This window comes from Thermosyntropha tengcongensis, from assembly GCF_055381335.1.
In genome coordinates this window covers 355,813-374,127 of the sequence record NZ_AP042437.1, presented here as the reverse complement: position 1 = coordinate 374,127, position 18,315 = coordinate 355,813, and the positions used below count along the sequence as shown (strand labels likewise).

General features: G+C 43.3%; 14 protein-coding genes. 9 read left to right on the top strand and 5 right to left on the bottom strand.

Annotation, left to right across the window (positions count from 1 at the left end; genetic code table 11):
* Positions 1-119: 119 nt before the first annotated feature.
* The 3 genes from pflB to ACZ42E_RS01765 all read left to right on the top strand — a co-directional run bounded on the left by pflB (position 120) and on the right by ACZ42E_RS01765 (position 3,574).
* The gene (gene pflB, locus ACZ42E_RS01775; protein ID WP_464893456.1) at positions 120-2,351 is read left to right on the top strand and encodes a formate C-acetyltransferase; all 2,232 of its coding nucleotides are present in this window, start codon (positions 120-122) and stop codon (positions 2,349-2,351) included.
* Between the two features lie 21 nt (positions 2,352-2,372).
* Entirely contained in the window at positions 2,373-3,110 is a 738-nt protein-coding gene (gene pflA / locus ACZ42E_RS01770) for a pyruvate formate-lyase-activating protein (protein ID WP_464892748.1), read from the top strand.
* Positions 3,111-3,175: 65 nt separating this feature from the next.
* Positions 3,176-3,574, top strand: a complete 399-nt coding sequence (locus ACZ42E_RS01765) for a hotdog fold thioesterase (RefSeq protein WP_464892747.1) — start codon at positions 3,176-3,178, stop codon at positions 3,572-3,574.
* A gap of 89 nt (positions 3,575-3,663) precedes the next feature.
* On the opposite strand, the gene ACZ42E_RS01760 is transcribed toward ACZ42E_RS01765, so the two are convergent.
* From ACZ42E_RS01760 to ACZ42E_RS01750, 3 genes are read right to left on the bottom strand one after another with little or no spacing between them, the layout of a single operon-like run.
* On the bottom strand, positions 3,664-6,192 hold the full coding sequence (locus ACZ42E_RS01760; protein WP_464892746.1) for a hypothetical protein: 2,529 nt from the start codon (positions 6,190-6,192) through the stop codon (positions 3,664-3,666).
* A gap of 57 nt (positions 6,193-6,249) precedes the next feature.
* Entirely contained in the window at positions 6,250-7,902 is a 1,653-nt protein-coding gene (locus tag ACZ42E_RS01755) for a zinc-ribbon domain-containing protein (RefSeq protein WP_464892745.1), read from the bottom strand.
* A 10-nt stretch (positions 7,903-7,912) separates the two neighbouring features.
* A complete protein-coding gene (locus ACZ42E_RS01750) occupies positions 7,913-8,044 on the bottom strand; it encodes a hypothetical protein (protein WP_464892744.1) in 132 nt (43 codons plus the stop codon).
* Between the two features lie 1,034 nt (positions 8,045-9,078).
* Here ACZ42E_RS01750 and ACZ42E_RS01745 point away from each other — a divergent pair.
* From ACZ42E_RS01745 to ACZ42E_RS01730, 4 genes are all read left to right on the top strand, one after another.
* Positions 9,079-10,248, top strand: a complete 1,170-nt coding sequence (locus tag ACZ42E_RS01745; protein WP_464892743.1) for a [FeFe] hydrogenase, group A — start codon at positions 9,079-9,081, stop codon at positions 10,246-10,248.
* 17 nt (positions 10,249-10,265) lie between these two features.
* Positions 10,266-10,628 carry an iron hydrogenase small subunit gene (locus tag ACZ42E_RS01740; RefSeq protein WP_464892742.1) on the top strand — a complete coding sequence of 121 codons (363 nt, stop codon included), beginning with the start codon at positions 10,266-10,268 and terminating at the stop codon, positions 10,626-10,628.
* Between the two features lie 22 nt (positions 10,629-10,650).
* Entirely contained in the window at positions 10,651-11,310 is a 660-nt protein-coding gene (locus ACZ42E_RS01735) for a formate dehydrogenase subunit gamma (RefSeq protein WP_464892741.1), read from the top strand.
* Between the two features lie 165 nt (positions 11,311-11,475).
* Positions 11,476-13,251: a long-chain-acyl-CoA synthetase gene (locus ACZ42E_RS01730; RefSeq protein ID WP_464892740.1), complete on the top strand. Its 1,776-nt coding sequence runs from the start codon at positions 11,476-11,478 to the stop codon at positions 13,249-13,251.
* Between the two features lie 46 nt (positions 13,252-13,297).
* Here ACZ42E_RS01730 and ACZ42E_RS01725 read toward each other — a convergent pair whose 3' ends face one another.
* A complete protein-coding gene (locus ACZ42E_RS01725) occupies positions 13,298-14,947 on the bottom strand; it encodes a methyl-accepting chemotaxis protein (protein ID WP_464892739.1) in 1,650 nt (549 codons plus the stop codon).
* Between the two features lie 189 nt (positions 14,948-15,136).
* On the opposite strand from ACZ42E_RS01725, the gene ACZ42E_RS01720 reads away from it, so the two are divergent.
* Positions 15,137-16,141: an S-layer homology domain-containing protein gene (locus tag ACZ42E_RS01720; RefSeq protein WP_464892738.1), complete on the top strand. Its 1,005-nt coding sequence runs from the start codon at positions 15,137-15,139 to the stop codon at positions 16,139-16,141.
* 393 nt (positions 16,142-16,534) lie between these two features.
* Here the strand turns inward: ACZ42E_RS01720 and ACZ42E_RS01715 are convergent, their stop codons facing one another.
* Positions 16,535-17,713, bottom strand: coding sequence for a methyl-accepting chemotaxis protein (locus tag ACZ42E_RS01715; RefSeq protein ID WP_464892737.1), 1,179 nt, complete (start codon positions 17,711-17,713; stop codon positions 16,535-16,537).
* Positions 17,714-17,890: 177 nt separating this feature from the next.
* Between ACZ42E_RS01715 and ACZ42E_RS01710 the strand changes: the two genes are divergently transcribed.
* Complete coding sequence (locus ACZ42E_RS01710) at positions 17,891-18,310, top strand: Fur family transcriptional regulator (RefSeq protein WP_464892736.1); 420 nt, start codon at positions 17,891-17,893, stop codon at positions 18,308-18,310.
* The last annotated feature ends 5 nt before the right edge of the window (positions 18,311-18,315 follow it).

The following is an 18,315-nucleotide window of genomic DNA, read 5'->3' as shown; positions in this document are numbered from 1 at the left end:
AAAATCGGAAAAGATAAAACAGGGATAAAAATAAACAATCCCCCTATAAACAGGATAAATAAGCAGCAGCATGTTTTATGTTTTATAATTATAAATAATAAATTTTATAATATGGAGGAATAAATATGCAGGCATGGCGCAGTTTCAACCATGGAAGATGGATGGAAGAAATAGATGTACGCGACTTTATACAAAAAAACTACATTCCTTATGACGGAGACAGCTCTTTCCTGAAAAATAAAACAGAAAGGACAGCCCGCCTATGGGCTAAATGCCAGGAGCTTTTAAAGGCTGAATTTAAAAAGGGCGGCGTCCTGAAAGTAGACCCACAAAATCCTATTACCATCACCAGCCACCGTCCCGGCTACATCGATAAAGATTTAGAGGTAATAGTAGGACTTCAGACTGATGAACCTTTAAAAAGAGCTATGAACCTTTACGGAGGCTTGCGCATGGCTGTAAAGGCATGTAAGGCATATGGCTATGAACCCGACCCTGATATAGTAGATTTTTTTGCCCGTCACCGTCCCACCCACAATGATGGGGTATTCTCCGTTTATACTCCCGAAATGCGTTTAGCCAGGCGGGTAGGAATTATTACCGGCCTGCCTGACTCTTACGGACGCGGCCGGATTATAGGGGATTACCGCCGGGTACCTTTATATGGAGTAGACTCCCTCATTGAACAGAAGAAAAATGAACTCAGATACCTTAATCCCCTTATGAATCACGAAATGATACAGCTAAGAGAAGAAATATCCAGGCAGATAAAAGCGCTGGAAGATCTCAAAAAAATGGCTTTAAGCTATGGATTTGACATATCAAAGCCTGCTGTCAATGCCCGGGAAGCAGTACAGTGGCTCTATTTTGCCTATCTGGCTGCTATAAAAGAACAGAATGGCGCTGCCATGAGCCTGGGGAGAGTCTCCACTTTTCTTGATATCTATCTGGAAAGGGATATTAAAGAAGGTACCTTGACCGAAGAAGAAGCCCAGGAGCTTATCGACCAGTTCGTAATAAAGCTTCGCCTGGTAAGACATCTGCGCACCCCGGAATATAACGAACTTTTTGCCGGAGATCCTAACTGGGTTACCGAATCTATAGGAGGTGCAGGAATAGACGGCCGGCATATGGTTACCAAAACCAGCTACCGTTTTCTGCAAACCCTGCGCAATCTGGGCCCCGCCCCTGAACCTAACATGACAGTGTTGTGGTCCAAAAATCTTCCCGATAACTTTATGCGCTTTTGCTGCGAACTATCTATCGAAACCAGTGCCCTGCAGTATGAAAATGATGATGTGATGCGCCAGTTTTACGGAGACGACTATGCTATCGCCTGCTGTGTATCCGGAATGAGAATAGGTAAAGAAATGCAGTTTTTTGGAGCTCGCTGCAATCTGGCCAAACTCCTGCTTTATGCCATAAACGGCGGCCGGGATGAGATAACCGGTGAGCAGGTAGGTCCTTCTCTTCCTTTATATAATAAAGAATACCTGGAATATGAAGAAATAATAAACCGTCTTGATATACAAATGGACTGGCTGGCTAAACTTTATGTAAACACCATGAATGTTATCCACTATATGCACGATAAATATGCCTATGAAAGTCTACAGATGGCTCTGCATGATGCTGAAGTCCACCGTTATATGGCATTCGGCATAGCAGGACTTTCAGTGGCAGCTGATTCTTTGAGTGCGGTAAAATATGCCCGGGTAAAACCGGTATTTGATGAAAGAGGTATCGCGGTAGACTTTATAACCGAAGGAGACTTTCCCAAATACGGAAATGATGATGATCGGGTAGATAAAATAGCTGTAGAGCTGGTAAAAATGTTTATAACCAAGCTTAAAAAATACAGGACCTACCGGGAAGCTGAACATACCCTCTCTATCCTTACCATTACCTCCAATGTAATGTATGGGAAACATACCGGCACGACGCCGGATGGGAGAAAAAAGGGGGAACCCCTGGCTCCTGGTGCCAACCCCTTACACAGCCGGGAAGAAAAGGGAGCCCTGGCAGCATTAAATTCTGTAGCCAAAATTCCCTATAAATATGCCAAAGACGGCATTTCCTTCACCTTCTCTATTGTACCTTCCGCTCTGGGCAAAGACAGAGAAGAAAGGATAAATAACCTTAAAGGGCTGCTCTACGGCTATTTTATCCAAGAAGCGCACCACATCAATGTAAATGTGCTTAATATCGAAACCCTGAAAGAAGCTATGGAACACCCTGAAAAATATCCCGACCTTACTATCCGGGTTTCCGGCTATGCTGTCCATTTTATAAAGCTCAGCCGTGAACAGCAGGAAGAAATCATCATGCGCACCTTTTATAAAACCATGTAAACTTATAAGGAAGGAAAAACTATGTACGGGATTATCCACTCCATAGACTCATTCAGCACCGTGGACGGGCCAGGCATAAGGACAGTAATCTTTATGCAGGGATGCCACCTGCGCTGCAAATACTGCCAGAATCCGGACACATGGAAAATTAATTCCCCTTCTGCGCGCCGCTATGAAAAAGAAGAACTTATGCACATAATAAGGCGGGGCAAGCCTTATTTTAAAGCTTCCGGAGGCGGAGTCACTTTTTCGGGAGGCGAACCTCTCCTGCAGGCTGATTTTTTGCAAGAAATCCTGTTTTCCTGTAAGGAAGAAAATATTCATACTGCCCTGGACACCTCGCTTTATGTAAGGCAGGATTTAATACTAAAAGTCCTCCCTTATACCGACCTTTTTCTGGCTGACATCAAGCATATGAATCCGGAAAAAAGCCGGCTCCTAACCGGTTTTTACAATCTGCTGAACCTTGACAATCTTAAAATGATAAGTGCCAGGGGGATACCGATATGGATAAGATATGTCGTTTTGCCCGGCTATACTGATGATTTTAGAGATATAGAAAATATGGCCTATTTTATAAAAACCCTGGACACCGTGGAAAGGCTTGAACTTTTGCCCTACCATAACCTGGGACGGCATAAATGGTCTATGCTGGGGATGACATATGATCTGGAAAAAGTATCTCCCCCCTCTCCTGCTCTTTTGCAAAAAATCAAGGAACTAATAACCTCTATATGTGCCAGGCCGGTTTTTATCTAAAAAACTTTAACTTTGCGGGAAAATTCTGTAAAATATTATCAAGATGAGGTGAAGGAGGAGAGGGTATGGAAGATAAAACCCCGTTTGATGTTAAGGGTACGGTGCTGGAAACCCTGGATATAAGGATAACTGAATTTACACCGGAGCGGGTAGTCGCAGTCATGCCGGTAGGCCCCAAGGTATACCAGCCTTTCGGCATAATGCACGGCGGAGTTTCACTGGTGCTTGCTGAAACAGTAGCTTCCGCCGGCAGCTACCAGTTTATCGACGGCAAAACCCATCGCGCCGTAGGTTTGGAAATAAACGCCAACCACGTCCGCAGTGTAAGCAAAGGCCTGGTAAAGGCTGTCGGCTATCCCCTGCACATAGGCAAACGGACCATCGTATGGGATATAAAAATATACGATGATAAAGAAAACCTTATCTGCATCTCCCGCTGTACGATGGCAGTGATTGAAGCTTAAAAAATACCGGTTTTTAAGAAAGCCAAACTAGCCCTCCTGGCAGCAAAAGCAAAGGCGGGTATTATGGTTTGCCCGCCTTTTTATAATTTTTAATTATTTTGTTCTATATTTTTGCGCCAAACTTCGGTACCCCTGGTTCTTATATATCCACCATTCTTATAGGACGGATGATAAAAAGTTTGTACATAATTTCCCCTTATCACCATCTGTTCCCCTTCTACGGCCAGCTTCCCTTCAAAAACATACCTTTCCGTTCCACCACTGCTGTCATTGAATCTGTAGTCCCGGCTGCATATTATATTTCCATCCTCATACTTATAATTATATGTTAAATATGAAGGCGGAACATTTAAATTGGCCCCTGAAACATGCACGGTAAGTGTTCCATCCGCACTGCATGTTACATCAACCCAGCCCTGGCTTGATTTGCTCAATTTCTCATACTGTTCTCTTATCGCTTTATCAGCAAAAGCATCTCCCGTGTTAGCTTCTATCCCCTCTATAGTAGTCGTAACCTGCCATTTTCCGTTCAACTCTTCCAGGGAAGGAGCAAAAAAGCTGTCCACGATTTCGCCGGCCATCTCTTTCACATACCCATCAACTACATTGGCAAAGAGGTTATCTATATATTCCTTGCCTGAACTCCCGACTACCGACTGCAGAGCCTCCTTATAACCGGACAGTGAATTTTCAAAAGTTTTCCTAAACATCTCTTCCAGGCTTTCCTTCCCCGCTTTTTTGATGCTCTCTACTGCCTCTTTTTTGCCCGGTAGCAGGTTAACCATTTCTTTTAGCAGGGTTTCCCGGCATTTTTGCATATCCTGGATTAAATTCTTATTTATATCCATAAGCATTTCATTGGTGCTTAAAGCCTGCCAATCTCCCCAGGACAAGCTCTTCTTGGCCAGAATATCCGCCTTTTCCTGCATAAGCTTCTTTACCTGCTGATTAAACTGGGCTTCTCCTATAAAACTCCCGGCAGCCCTGGCTGCCAGCTTTCCTTCCTCAGCCAGTAACCCTCCTACCTGGCTTGCCCTGACCACACTCTTGCTGCCTCCTACCATAGCCAGGGTTATATCCAGAACCCCTTCAGCCATTTCACCAGCACTGGCTCCTGTATCTGCTATCTTGTATACCCCCTTGGCCAGGTCGGTAAAAAACCCTACTGTAGTCTTGGCTACAAAGTTAGCTGTCCAGCTGGTTACCCCTTTGCCTATAACTTTTTCTACCCCGCTTCCCGCTATTTCACCTACTCCCTGCTCTATGCCCTCTATATAGTCTCTGGCAGTTTTGAAGGTCTGGGAACCGGCTATCCCTTTTTTGAAGTTGTCTATCAGCTCCTGGTTGTTTTCCCGGCACATCTCTACTATATCTGTATAGCTCATTCCGTAATACATTCCATAACCAGCTGCCGTCATGTTCCTTAACCCTGTTCCCATAAGGTCTACAGCACCGCCAACTACATTCTTTGCTTCCTGCGCTGCGCCCTTTACAAGTTTCCAGCCTTTGCTGAAGTACCCTTCCTGTTCTTCAGCAGCTTTCTTCTGGCTTGCTGCTGCTTTTTCTATGTCTATATTCAGCACATCAAATGCATTTTTGTAGTTGGTGGCCACTTCTTCGGTTGCCCAGGCATAGCCTGTTTCCTCTCTTTCTGCTATCTGGATCAGGAATCTTTTGTCTATGCTGTTTACGCTCTTTTCGCATTCAGCTATCCATTTTTCATAAAAATCTATATAGGTTTTTAAATCTTCTATCTGTTTTTCGCTTATGACTTCATTTGCCCTTATCTCCGCTGCCGCTTTTTTTACAGCAGGCATTTCGCTTTTCATGTAGGCTACTGCCGCTATGGCCAGGTAGTTGTCAGCAGTGATAAGCTGCCTTAAGCCGCAGTCTACTTTTATAAGGCTTTCCTGCACTTTTTGCAGGTCTTTTAGTTTTCCATCATAGCCTTCCATAGCCCTGTCAAATTTAAGGGCAGCGTCTTTTACCTGGTAGTCAGGATGTCCGGACAGGAAGGCATAAGCTATGGCTCCCCTTCCCAGTATCTCATCTGCTTCTTTAAGTATATAGCCAGCACTTTCCATGGCCTTGTAAACTTTGAAATACTGAACCCATGCCCTGCTGTAAGGAAGGGAGTTTTCATCCACTTCCAAACTCCGGTACTGGGCAAGAGCAATGGCTCTCCCCGAGCTTAAGCTGCCAAGAGTTACCAAGGTTTCCCGGTTGAACCCCTCCAGTTTGGCTTCTTTTTTCCCGGCTTCATCAAGAAAAGCAAGAAGCTCTTTGCGGACATCCCCTACTTCATCTTCGGCATCTTCCACTGCTTTTATAAGGGTTTCGGCCTCTTTTATAATCTCTTCTATTTTGGCCTGCCTTAAGTTTTCATACTCTTCCAGCTTCTGCCCCGGCAGGGGATAGGCCCCGGAATAAAAGGGGGTAGCAGAAGCTATGGTTTCCAGGGTGTCTCCATCTGTAAAAAAGCCTATATTTTCTTCGGTTATCTCATAATCGACAGTAAAAGGATTAGTTACTTCAGGCCCCTTTTTGCCGCATCCGGGCATAAGAGCCAGGCTGAAGCTTAAAATAAGCACCCAGGCTATTACCTTTTTTATGCGCATAAAAACTCCCCTTTCCCTTACTGGCATTTTTACCTTTCCCTAATTGCACGCTGCCTGCTACTGGGCATCTCCGGTTTCATCCGTTACCATGAAATTAACTGCCGCATCAGGCTGCTGCCGGTCATCAATATACATCTCCACCCGGTATTCTCCCAGCGGCCAGGGGCCATTGTTGGTAAGATTACCAAATACATACATACTGCCTGCCCTGTCTTCTGTATTCAGGACATTTTCCCCAATAACCATATTCTGGGTCATATATTTCCAAACAAACTTTACCCGGGTATGAGCAGGGGCATTATGCAGTTCAGCAGCTGCTACAAACTGCGGGTCAGTGTTCAAATAAACATCCACCTGGTCTACCGGTTTTCCACTTCCATCAACCGCTGTCGTCATGTGCGCGTTCTTAAGGCTGGCAGCCCCCTCGCTTATTCCTCCAGCCGCATTCTTTTCCACTACCTTGAAATCAACTACCGCATCTGGTTCTTCCCGGTCTTCCACATACATCTCCACCCGGTAATCCCCTGCCGGCCAGGGCCTGTCGTTGGTAAGATTGCCAAACACATATACATTGGCGTCATTATTGCCGCTATCCAGCTCATATTCCCCGATAAGCTTGTTTTCCGTCATGTATTTCCACACAAACCTTATCTTCGTATTAACCGGGGCGTTGCGGAGTTCGGCGGCTGCGATAAATTCCGGATCAGTGGTAAAATAAGTGTCCACCCGGTCAACCGGTTTTCCTTCGTCAATAGCTGTCGTCATATGGGCATTTTTAAGGTTAGCCGTGGTAAAGTTTATATCATCAGTGGTAGTAAGGCTTAAAGTTACCAGGAGTATGAGTAAAGTTGCTCCCCATAAAATAAGATTTAACAGGCATCCTTTCCCTGCCAGTTTGCTCTGCAGGAAAAAAGCAGCCCCCAGTACCCCCAGCGATATTATCCATCCTGCCGGGCTTGCTTTTGCACCTGCCAGTATGCCGATAACCAGCAGGGCAACAATGCCCCAGCCTATAAACAGCCACTTTCCACCCTTGCCGCCTTTCTGCTGAGCTTCCGAATAAAAGGCCCCTTGCTGGTTGCTGTAGCTCGAAGAACCAGCAAATCCAGACATGCCGGCATACCCTCCAGGGCTTAATTCTTTCCCACATCCGGTGCAAAATCTGTATCCTTCTTCTACAACCGTACCGCACTGCGGACAGGTATTGCCTTTCACTTCCCCGGAATTCTGACCAGCCAGCTGGCTAAACTCCCCTTCCAGCGGAGAAACATAACCGGCTGGATACATCGCCTTATTTTTCCTGATTACCGTTTTAAAATCCCAGCCATAAAACCTGGCCGCTTCTTTTACCGCTTTGGGAATGGCACCTAAATCAAGGCTGTACTCATAAACTTTTCCTTCCGGGCCATACTGCACGCTTTTTACCTTTCTAAAAAGGGTTTTCCCGCTCTGGAAAAAAGTTCCCCCTTCCATGCCGAAGGAAAACCCGCGCCCGGTTTCTTTCGTCATCTCCCACATAAAAACTGTGCGGTTCCTTTCATCAACAAATATGGAAGCTTCATAAACTATCCTCTTTTCACCGGTACTCCAGCCAGCATCCAGAAACTCCTTCCAAACCGAAATATCAGTCTCTCCTCCCAGCTTGAAAGAGATTCCCAGCCTGTTAAACTCCTGGATTATCCGATTTATTATCTCTCTCTTTTCCATCATATACCTCCTCTCAAAAATATCCGCCTTCCCTTTTGGCATCTATCTTTAAACTGCTGTTTCCCACCCCCAGGTAAACTATTGCCCTTATCCAGATCAAAAAGCTAACGCCTGCTTTCAGGCTGTACCTTATAACTGCATGCATTAAACAGCAAGCTAACCTTTCGCATCCAAAATCCAGGGAATATCTGCAAGGAAGGTTTTATAAACCCCGGCTGGAAAAAACGGCATGCAGATACGAAGATCAGCTGGCTGTATAACTAAATATTAGTTCAATAAAAAAATTTCCATCCCTTCTTATATTCCCTTTAAAACAGACTATTTTTTATAAATCCATAATGTGCAGCACAGTACCTGAAACAAAAAATGAATATCCAATAATTCAATATTTAATTTGTGCAGAGGTTACTTTTATTAAAATTTAAGCTTTATTCAATTGCAAGGCGCTTATATATTTTGTCATTGACATTTTTATTTTGGGCAGCTCTTCTTAATTTGACAGTTAGTATTTAGAGCCCGGGAATAAAATGTATTTTTGACTTCCTGATTGGGCGTAAAATCTTCCTGTCTAATACCTGAAACATTTTAGTCATTTTCTGATATCCTTAAATCCTTAATTTATTCAGAACTTAAAAAGAACTTCCATGAAGTTGCCTTTTACATTTTCATTACCTGAACTACACACTTCACGCCCTAAAAAGTCTTCAAGCAAATAGTTCTGCGACTTTACTTTCATAAGTATCTGTTCTATAATTTTTTAAAATATTTGTTCTATTTTCCACATTTAGCCTGTTATATTAACATACAATAAATAATTCCCCAATAGAAGGCAAATTCACGACACAAGCTTGCGGGATTTTTATTCTTGTTTTTTATTTATATTATTTATTTAAGTTATAAATTGTGTTTATTATAAGCTTAATACCAATCCCATTCTTTTTCTTCCCGCTTTTCTAAAGCGGGTTTCTTTTCGTAAACAAGTTTGTTAAATAAATCACATAAAATATAATCATTAAAATTTGACATCAACATAACAATTTATATAGCAAAATTTTTATAAAGATACAGGTAATACTCCCTTAAAGAGGGATAAAATCTTATCTTTCGGGTGGAGGTGAAAGCACTTTATAAAATCTCTACTTTTCGAAAAATTTACAAGTAAAGGGGAGGGAAGGTTTTGTGAGTACAGTTGCAACTAAAGAAATTATTAATGTAATTGATGAAAAATGTAAGTCATGCGACCATTGCACATCTGTATGCCCAACCGGAGCTATTACAGGACGTATCGGTGTAAAGCACCACATCGACCACAAAAAGTGTGTAAACTGCGGACAATGTCTCATCAACTGCCCATTTGGCGCCATAACTGACATGAGCATGGTAGAACAGGTTAAAAAGGCTTTAGATGACCCACAAAAATTTGTGGTGGTACAAACCGCACCAGCTGTAAGGGTGGCCCTGGGAGAAGAATTCGGCCTCGAACCCGGAACCAATGTCAAGGGCAAGATGTTTGCCGCTCTTAGAAAACTGGGATTTGACAAAGTATACGATACCGAGTTTACTGCTGACCTGACCATAATGGAAGAAGGCACCGAGCTCATCCACCGTATTTTTGCCCATGTAGGACTGCCGGGTTATGAAGGCGCAGGACCGCTGCCCCAGTTTACTTCCTGCTGTCCGGCATGGATTAAGTATGCTGAAGATAAATATCCGAAAATACTTCCCCATCTTTCTTCTGCCAAATCACCCCAGCAGATGTTTGGGGCAGTAGCTAAAACCTATGCTGCTGAAAAACTCAACGTAAATCCTGCCAATATGTTTGTAGTCTCTGTAATGCCCTGCACAGCCAAAAAGTTTGAGTGCCAGCGGGAAGAAATGATCGCCAGCGGATTTACGGATGTTGATGCTGTAATAACTACCCGTGAGCTGGCTCAGATGATAAAAGAAGCCGGTATTGACTTTAACAGCCTTTCCAATGATGAACAGGCCGACAGGCTCATAGGTTCCTCCACCGGTGCAGCTACCATATTCGGGGTTACCGGCGGGGTAATGGAGGCTGCTCTGCGTACCGCTTATGAAATCTTGAGCGGACAATCTTTGGGGGTAGTCGAATTCAAAGCAGTAAGAGGCAGAAAGCCTGTGCGCGAAGCTACAGTCAACATACCTGTAAAAGAACTTGGCAAAACAGTACCTGTAAATGTATGTATAGTAACTGGGCTTAAATATGTTGACGGAGTAATTGAAGATGTATTGGCTGGCCGCAGCAAGTATCACTTTATCGAAGTAATGAACTGTCCCGGCGGCTGCATAAACGGCGGCGGACAGCCTATAAGAAGAGATACTTACTAAAAAGCGAGGTGGGGTAAATGAATATCTTTGTTGAAAAAAGCGGAATAACCAGACGCCAGTTCTTCAAAGGAGCCGGTATACTGGCAGCAACTGCAGTTTTTGCTGGAGTCCTGGCCAAAATCGGCATCGACATAACCAAAGCCAGTGACAAATATATAGAAAAACGTATTGCTGGCCTTTACACCCTTGATGAAAGAATGACCATAAGAAAGTCCCATGAAAATCCAGAAATAATCCAAATATATAAAGAATTCCTTTCTCCCGGGGAAGTTAAGCCTTTAAGCGAAAAAGCTCATCATCTCCTGCATACCAGATACGGCAACGACATCCCCAAACTGATAGAAGAGCTCACTGCTCACAGCGGGCATCATGCGGCCTAAAAATTGAACAGGAGGGATTGTGATGAGTGAAATCAAAGGCAAAGTCTTAAAACACAGTGAACAGACCCGCACCATGCACTGGGTCCACCTTATATGTTTTATTATCCTTGGTTTGACGGGCATTGCTTTCTATTTCGATATTGCAGGCATCGTGAACCTCTTCGGCGGCGAAGCCAGCGCTTCCGATGTTCATCACTGGACCGGGGTGATTTTCACTCTAGGGCCCCTGGTTTATGTCCTTTTCAACTTTGAACGTTTCTCCAAATTTATTGATACCATAACTACCTTTACCAAAGATGATTTCGGCTGGCTCAAAACCATGGGAGGATATATTCCTTTCATAAAGGCTGAACATATTCCTCCTCAGGACAAGTATAATGCCGGCCAGAAAATGCTGGGCCTCCTGGTAATTGCCGGCTGCATTCTCATGATTGTAACCGGTTTTCCCATGTGGCTCCTCAAACACTCCATGCCGGCTGTACTGGTTTGGCTTACCTGGAAAATCCACTTCTGGACAGCTGTTATACTGATACTGGCTGTTCTGGGGCACTTCTTCCTGGCTGCTATCCATCCCAAGTCCAGGGTAGAATTTGCCTCCATGATGATTGACGGCTATGTAGATGCTGAATATACTTCTCACCATAATGCCAAATGGTTTGCAGAGCTTAAGAAAGCTGAATAAACTATAACAAAAATAGCAGGTTTAAGGCCTGCTATTTTTTATGGCTATTTTTATTACAAAAACAAAATATATAGCGTTATAATTATTACATAAGGAAATTTAGAGGAGGTGGTACAAAACAAAAATACCGTCTCAGGAAAATATTATTTGAAGGGGTGAAGATTGATGTCATGTGAGTTTGATGCTCAAAGGCACCTTAAAACAGTTTTGAGCCTTAGAGAGCCACAATTTATGTCCCTGGGCTCTGAACTGGAATCGCAAGCAGCCATAAGACCCTCCCATCCTGCTATTTTATGGGAAGATGAGGTAATAACCTATCAGGAATTAAATACTAGAGCCAATCTTTATGCTAATTTCTTTCTCAAAAAAGGATTTAAAAAAGGTGATGTAGTAGCGCTCCTCATGCAAAACAGGCCTGAATTTTTAATCGCTGCCAGCGGCCTGAGCAAGCTGGGGGTAATTGTTTCCCTTATAAACAGCGGAGTGAGAGGCGAAGTACTGGCTCATGCTCTAAGCATCTGCGGCGCCAGGGCGTTAATCGTAGGCCATGAACTTTTAGAAGCATTTCTTGAAGTAAAAGATAAGGTTTCTTTCCTGCCTCCAGCTGAAATTTTTGTAGAATGCGAAAAGAACACTGCAGACAATATCCCATCAGGCATTCAAAACCTGAATAACCTGCTTTCTGCCATGAGCAGCGAAAACCCCCCTACCACCAGCACAGTATCCAGCGAAGATATTATCGTTTACATATACACCTCCGGTACTACTGGCTTCCCCAAGGCAACTGCCGTGACCCAAAAACGCTGGCTTATACTCGGCCACCTGTTTGCCTTATATGGCCAGATGACTCCCCAAACTGTGCAGTACATGGTCCTGCCCCTTTACCACAACAGCGGGTTTGATATAGGATATTCATCTATGCTGGTATCCGGAAGCACCATGGCTCTGAAGCGCAAATTCTCTGCCCGCGCCTTCTGGGATGATGTCCGCAAATACAATGCCCAGATGTTTATATATGTAGGTGAACTCTGCCGTTACATCTACAACCAGCCGCCTCGTCCCGATGACGCTGATAATCCATTAGTTCTGGTAGTAGGCAATGGGATGCGCGGAGATTTGATGGAACCTTTCCGCAAGAGATTTAATATAAAACATATATATGAAATCTACGGAGCAACTGAAGGAGTAGGCTCATTTTTAAATATGGAAGAAATTCCGGGTATGTGCGGCAATTTGGTATTAAATGGAATGAGGCAGGGAGAAATCATAAAATATGACCTGGAAAACGATGAGATAGTAAGAGATGAAAACGGCTATGCTGTAAAATGTGAAGTAGGAGAAATCGGGCTCCTGGTATGTGAAATTAACGAACTCAACCGTTTTGCCGGTTATGTAAACAACCCGGAAGCTACAGAAGCCAAAATACTGCGCAATCTGTTTCGCCCGGGAGACGAATATTTTAACAGTGGAGATCTGGTAAAACTGCATGAAAATGATTATTTCTCTTTTGTTGACCGTCTGGGCGATACCTTCCGCTGGAAAAGCGAAAATGTTTCTACCAACCAGGTTTCCGATGTAATAAATAAATATGGCCACATAGAAGATGCCAATGTATACGGGGTAAAAATCCCTAATACCGAAGGTCGCTGCGGCATGGTAGCACTGAAGCTGCTGGAAGGTGAATCTATCGACTGGGATGATTTTGCCCGTTATGTAATAGAAAAACTGCCTTCTTATGCTAGACCCTATTTTGTGCGCATACGGGACCGGATAGATGCCACCGAAAGCTTCAAACAGGTAAAAAAACATCTGCAGGCTGAAGGATTCAATCCAGAAACTATTTCCGACCCTCTCTATTTCCTGCATCCGGAATTAAATACCTATGTACCGCTTACCGCCGAGCTGTACCAGGATATAATCACCCATAAAATACGATTTTAATAACCTCCTGATAAGGGGTAAACTTTTAAGTTTACCCCTCCTTGTATTAATTCCACCTGAACCTCCCTACCAGCCTGTTCATTTCTTCCGATATCCCAGCCAAAGTCTGGGCAGAAGCGCTTACCTCTTCCATCAGAGCACTTTCTTCCTCAAAAACCGCCGCTACACTGTCTACCCCTTCATTCATCTTCCTGATAGCTGACTCAATCTCAGCAAAACTGGCAGCCAGAGAAAAGATATTTTGGTCTATGATCTGAAAGCTCTTTTCTGTATCTTCAGCATTTTCGGCAAAATAAGCAAAGGCTCTATATACTTCTTCCATTATATTCTGGACTTTCTCGGCACTTTCACTGTTTATGCTTATAAGCCTGAATATATCCTTGGCCGCATTGGCTGCTTGTTCGGCAAGTTTGCGCACTTCTTCGGCAACTACCGCGAAACCTTTGCCCGCTTCCCCGGCCCTGGCTGCTTCAATGGCTGCATTGAGAGCCAGCAGGTTAGTCTGGTCAGCAATACTGGTAATAAGGCTTACAATCTTGCTGATTTCACGGGAATTTTGCAGGAGGTCATGCATGGTTGGGGGAATCTTCTCTGCCACCTTAATCCCCTCCTGTATCCTTCGACTTAAATTTTCCGTAGAAGAAGCCCCCTTACGGGCAACTGTTTCTGCTTCTTTTGCTTTTTGGGCAATATTTAATATATTGTCTCCTACTTCTTTCACCATGCCAGTTATGTCATTTACATCTTTTGTCTTCTGCACTATCCCTTCGGTGACCTGTTCGGAACTGGTCCCCAGTTCTTCAGCGGAGGCTGCAACTGTTTCTGCTTTTTCCGCTATATCTTTTATCATCGTTCTCACCTGTTTTATCATGCTGGCTATCGAGTGTGATAATCTGCCTATCTCATCACTGCTATGTTCAGTAATATCTCCTGTCAAATCCCCCCCTGCCACCTTTTCCATTACAGCAGTCAGATTATTTAATGGATCAATCATCCTCTTCCTGCGTATTCCATTTATATATATAGTAAGCAAAATGCCCAAAAATATATTAAAGATTACAAGTATAAGAACTGTATTCTTTGCCATACTGCTCTTCTGCAAAGCCTTTTTTGCCATCCCCTCAACCCACAGCTTATCAGATGCTGTAATATCTTTAAGTATCTTCTGGGCGGCCAAAAACTCTTCCCTGGCTTCAAGGGAAGCCGCAAAGGTTTCCTCATCCAGGGAAGCAATCAAAGGATCACCCGAACTAATCCCGGAAGCTAAAAGTTCATCTTTCTTGCGGGATAAATCTACCACCTTTTCATGTTTCTCCTTCCACTTCTGCCAGGCAGCTTCAAGTTCCCTCAGCTCTCCTCTCTCTTTTTCAGTTAAGGAGAGAGAAGAATAAGAAACGAAAGCCTTATCCGCTTCTTTCATCGCATTCTCAATGTAGTTATACTGGGCTTTTCTAATATCCTCCCTAAGCATCTTCCCATTTATAAGCCCTCTTTCCCCCACCAAAATTTTATGCTGAGCCTCACTTATCGCTAACAGGTTTTCAACGCGGTAGAGATATTCATTATTAAAACTGTACAAATTCCGGGTTAAAAAAACTATCCCCCATATGCTGACCACCCCGGCTGCAGCTGTCACCATTCCCATTAAAACGAACGCCAGCAAAATCTGAACCGAAATACTGCTTTTTTTAAACAAATTTATTTCACCTCGTTTACATTTTTTTCTTCTTATGTATAATATTTAATCCGCTTCCTTTCGGTTCATATGCCGGACATTGTTTATATTTAGTATTTTAGTCCTATTTTTTATAGCCAATTGTCGTTGCCTGACTTTAAATGCTATAATGTAATTATCATAACAATCAAAAAATAGGGGAGGTAAGTTATGAAAAAAATAACCGCCTGTTTTTTAACTGCCCTGCTTTTATTTTCCCTGGCCTGTTCACCTGCTCTGGGCAAGCCTGGTAATGGCAAAAGCTCTCTTTCCCCTGGCAAAGCAGGAGCAAACTCTGCCAGCAGCCAGGCAGACAAAAACGCTTTCTCTGAAGTAATAAAAAACCGGACTGAACAAACTACCCGCCTGGAAGAAAAACTGCAAAGCAAATCTTCAACCCCGGCCGTAAAGGCAAAAAACCAGGTTAGAATAAGGCAGGAAATAAAGGAAATGCTCCTCTCCCAAAACAGGGAGCAGGCAAACCAGGCACTTCCTGAATTTTCAGACATAAATAACCACTGGGGAGCCAGATCAATCAAAAGGCTGGCTGCTTTAGGAATCATAAACGGTTATCCTGACGGCTCCTTTAAGCCGGAAGGGGAAATAACCCAGGCCGAAGCTTTATCTCTTATTATGCGGGTAGCTGATTCAGAAGCAGACGAAAGCAAAATAGATGAAAATACATCAGAAGCTGAAACACTTAAATCCGTTCCCGATTGGGCCAAAAAGGCTGTCCGCACCGCTGCCAGAAACAGGATTATAAACATTGCCCGCTTCCACTCTAAGATGCAGGCCACCCGTCTGCAGACAGCAGTATGGATAGCCAAAGCCCTGGGCATTGAGCCTGCTGATACCACCAATATTCCTTTTAAAGACGGCATTCTGATATCTAAAGAAGACCTGGGATACATAATCGCACTCTATAATATGGGCATCATAAAAGGCACTCCGGACGGCAAATTCAACCCCAACAGCCATATAACCAGAGCTGAAATAGCAGCCATTATCGAGCGCCTTCTCCAAAAATCCTCTGCGGATGAAGGAAGTGAAAATAGCGGGATAACAGAAGAAAACAGTTCTTCATCCTTGAATCAAACAAGCGAAACAACCGGTACAGAAAATACTTCCGAACCTGCTTTGGAAAATGCAGAGAGCACAGAAAATCAATTCTCTTAAAAAAGCCTCCGGTAATAAATACATTTAAAAAAGCCCGCCTGAAAGCGGGCTTTCCCTTTAATAGCCTAATTCTTTTCGGATCAATTCCGTAAGCAGCTTCCTGTCAATACCTCCATCCATAACCAGCTTTCCCCCTATAAAAACCAGCGGAAAAGATTTCCCCTGCTCTTTAAGCCTGCCTATTTCTGAATCAGGATCCAGGACATAACGCGAAGTATCTTCAAAAACAAGGTTTACCTTATCACCATATTCTGCCTCAAATTCTTCCTTCAGTTTGGCATAAACCTTTTCCGTCGCTTCCGGACTCCAGCCCGGCCTGGTACATCATCCGGATGCATAATTAAACCCGGCATATATCTTTACCTCTACCATAAGCCAGCCTCCTTTTGGTTCTTACAGATTTTGAGCTTCCTTAACCAAAACCTCTGCCAGAGCATTAATCTCCTGAATGCTGGCATTTATCTCTTCCATAGCCGCTGCCTGTGATTCAGCGGTGCTTACCGTATAGTCAGCTGCGGCTGCCGCTTCTTTTATCTGATTATTTATATAGCTTATAAAGCCTCTAATCTGGTTTACTGTCTCTTTTGACTGTTCAGACAGTTTGCGAATCTCATTGGCTACCACACTAAAGCCTTTGCCTACTTCGCCAGCCCTGGCTGCTTCAATAGCCGCATTTAATCCCAGCATCTTGGTCTCTTCCGCCACTTCCTTTATAAATTTGAGTATGCCTTCTATCTTATCAGATGCCTGGCCAATTTCCTGCACTTTTTCATTAAGCCGGTTCTGCTGTTCCACTACTTCCGTTATCGCCTTTACCACACTTTCAATAGCTACTGTAATCTGGCTTATAGATTCTTCCAGCGACTTCACATGGTTTTTTACATCCTCATTTATCGTGCGGTCGATGATGCTGCAAAAAGCGCCTATTACCTCGCCTTTTTCTGAGCGAATAGGAAAAGAAGTAAACTCAAAGGCTACCCCCAGCTTATCCCGGGTATAGCTGGCATCCTCTTTTACCATCCGGTTCTGGACAATAGACTGTTTGATGGAACCATCGGGAAAAAGCCTGGTTCCCGGCTTCAAACCCGAAACATGAGCATAATTGGTGGATAAAGCCCTGGTGGCAGCTACTATTTCTTCCGTATCAGTCAATACAAAATTTATCCTTTTATCAAGTGCACAGTCAATAACTTCCGCCAGCACTTCAAAAGACTTGTAAACTGGATGCGGGCTGGCGGTAAAAATTACAAAAGCTCCGACCGCCTTTCCCTCATCATCTAAAACAGGGGCTCCTGTAATGTTAAGGTTCATGCCCGCCTGTTTTAATCCATATTTTTTCCCCGCGGTAGAAAATTTAACCATTTCTTTTTGCTGCATAACCCGGTCAAAAATTTCTTCCCCTCTTATACTTCCCCCTTCTGTTATCCCCGGTATGTCAAAACCACCCGAACATGCCTTATATACAATCTTATCCCCTTCGGCTATTACCACACAGGCTCCATCTTCCCCGGCTTCAATTATAAAAGGAGCAATCATCCTAAGATAAGGTATAGCATCAGTTTTCAAAAACATAAAAATCCTCCTCCTTAAACCTGCTAATTGTCTGCTATACCTTCTCTCCCCAAGTATTTATAAATTATTTTGGATAAACTATTGACATAAAACAAAATTTAGATGATAATTAAATTGTAATCATTACAAATTTAATTTATATTTAATTTTATATTGTTTTCAAAAGGGGTAACGAATATGGATTACAAAACTATAGAAGAATTTTTGAAGCAACACGATATAAAGCCTTCTTATCACCGGATAAAAATACTTTCTTATCTGGCGGAGAAAAAAAACCATCCGACTGCAGATATGATTTATCAGGAACTGGTAAAAGAAATCCCCACCCTTTCCAAAACTACGGTTTACAACACCTTAAACCTGTTTGTAGAAAAAAATGTAGCCATAATCATAACCATTGATGAAAATGAAGCCCGCTATGACGCGGATATTTCCCTGCACGGACATTTCAAATGCAGCTTATGCGGGAAAATTTACGACATAAGGCTCAAGGCATCGGAGATTATTCCAGCAGAATTAGGCAGTTTCAAGGTAAACGAAAGCCATATCTATTTTAAAGGAACCTGTCCCTCATGCCTTAACAAGGCTTTATCATAACACTA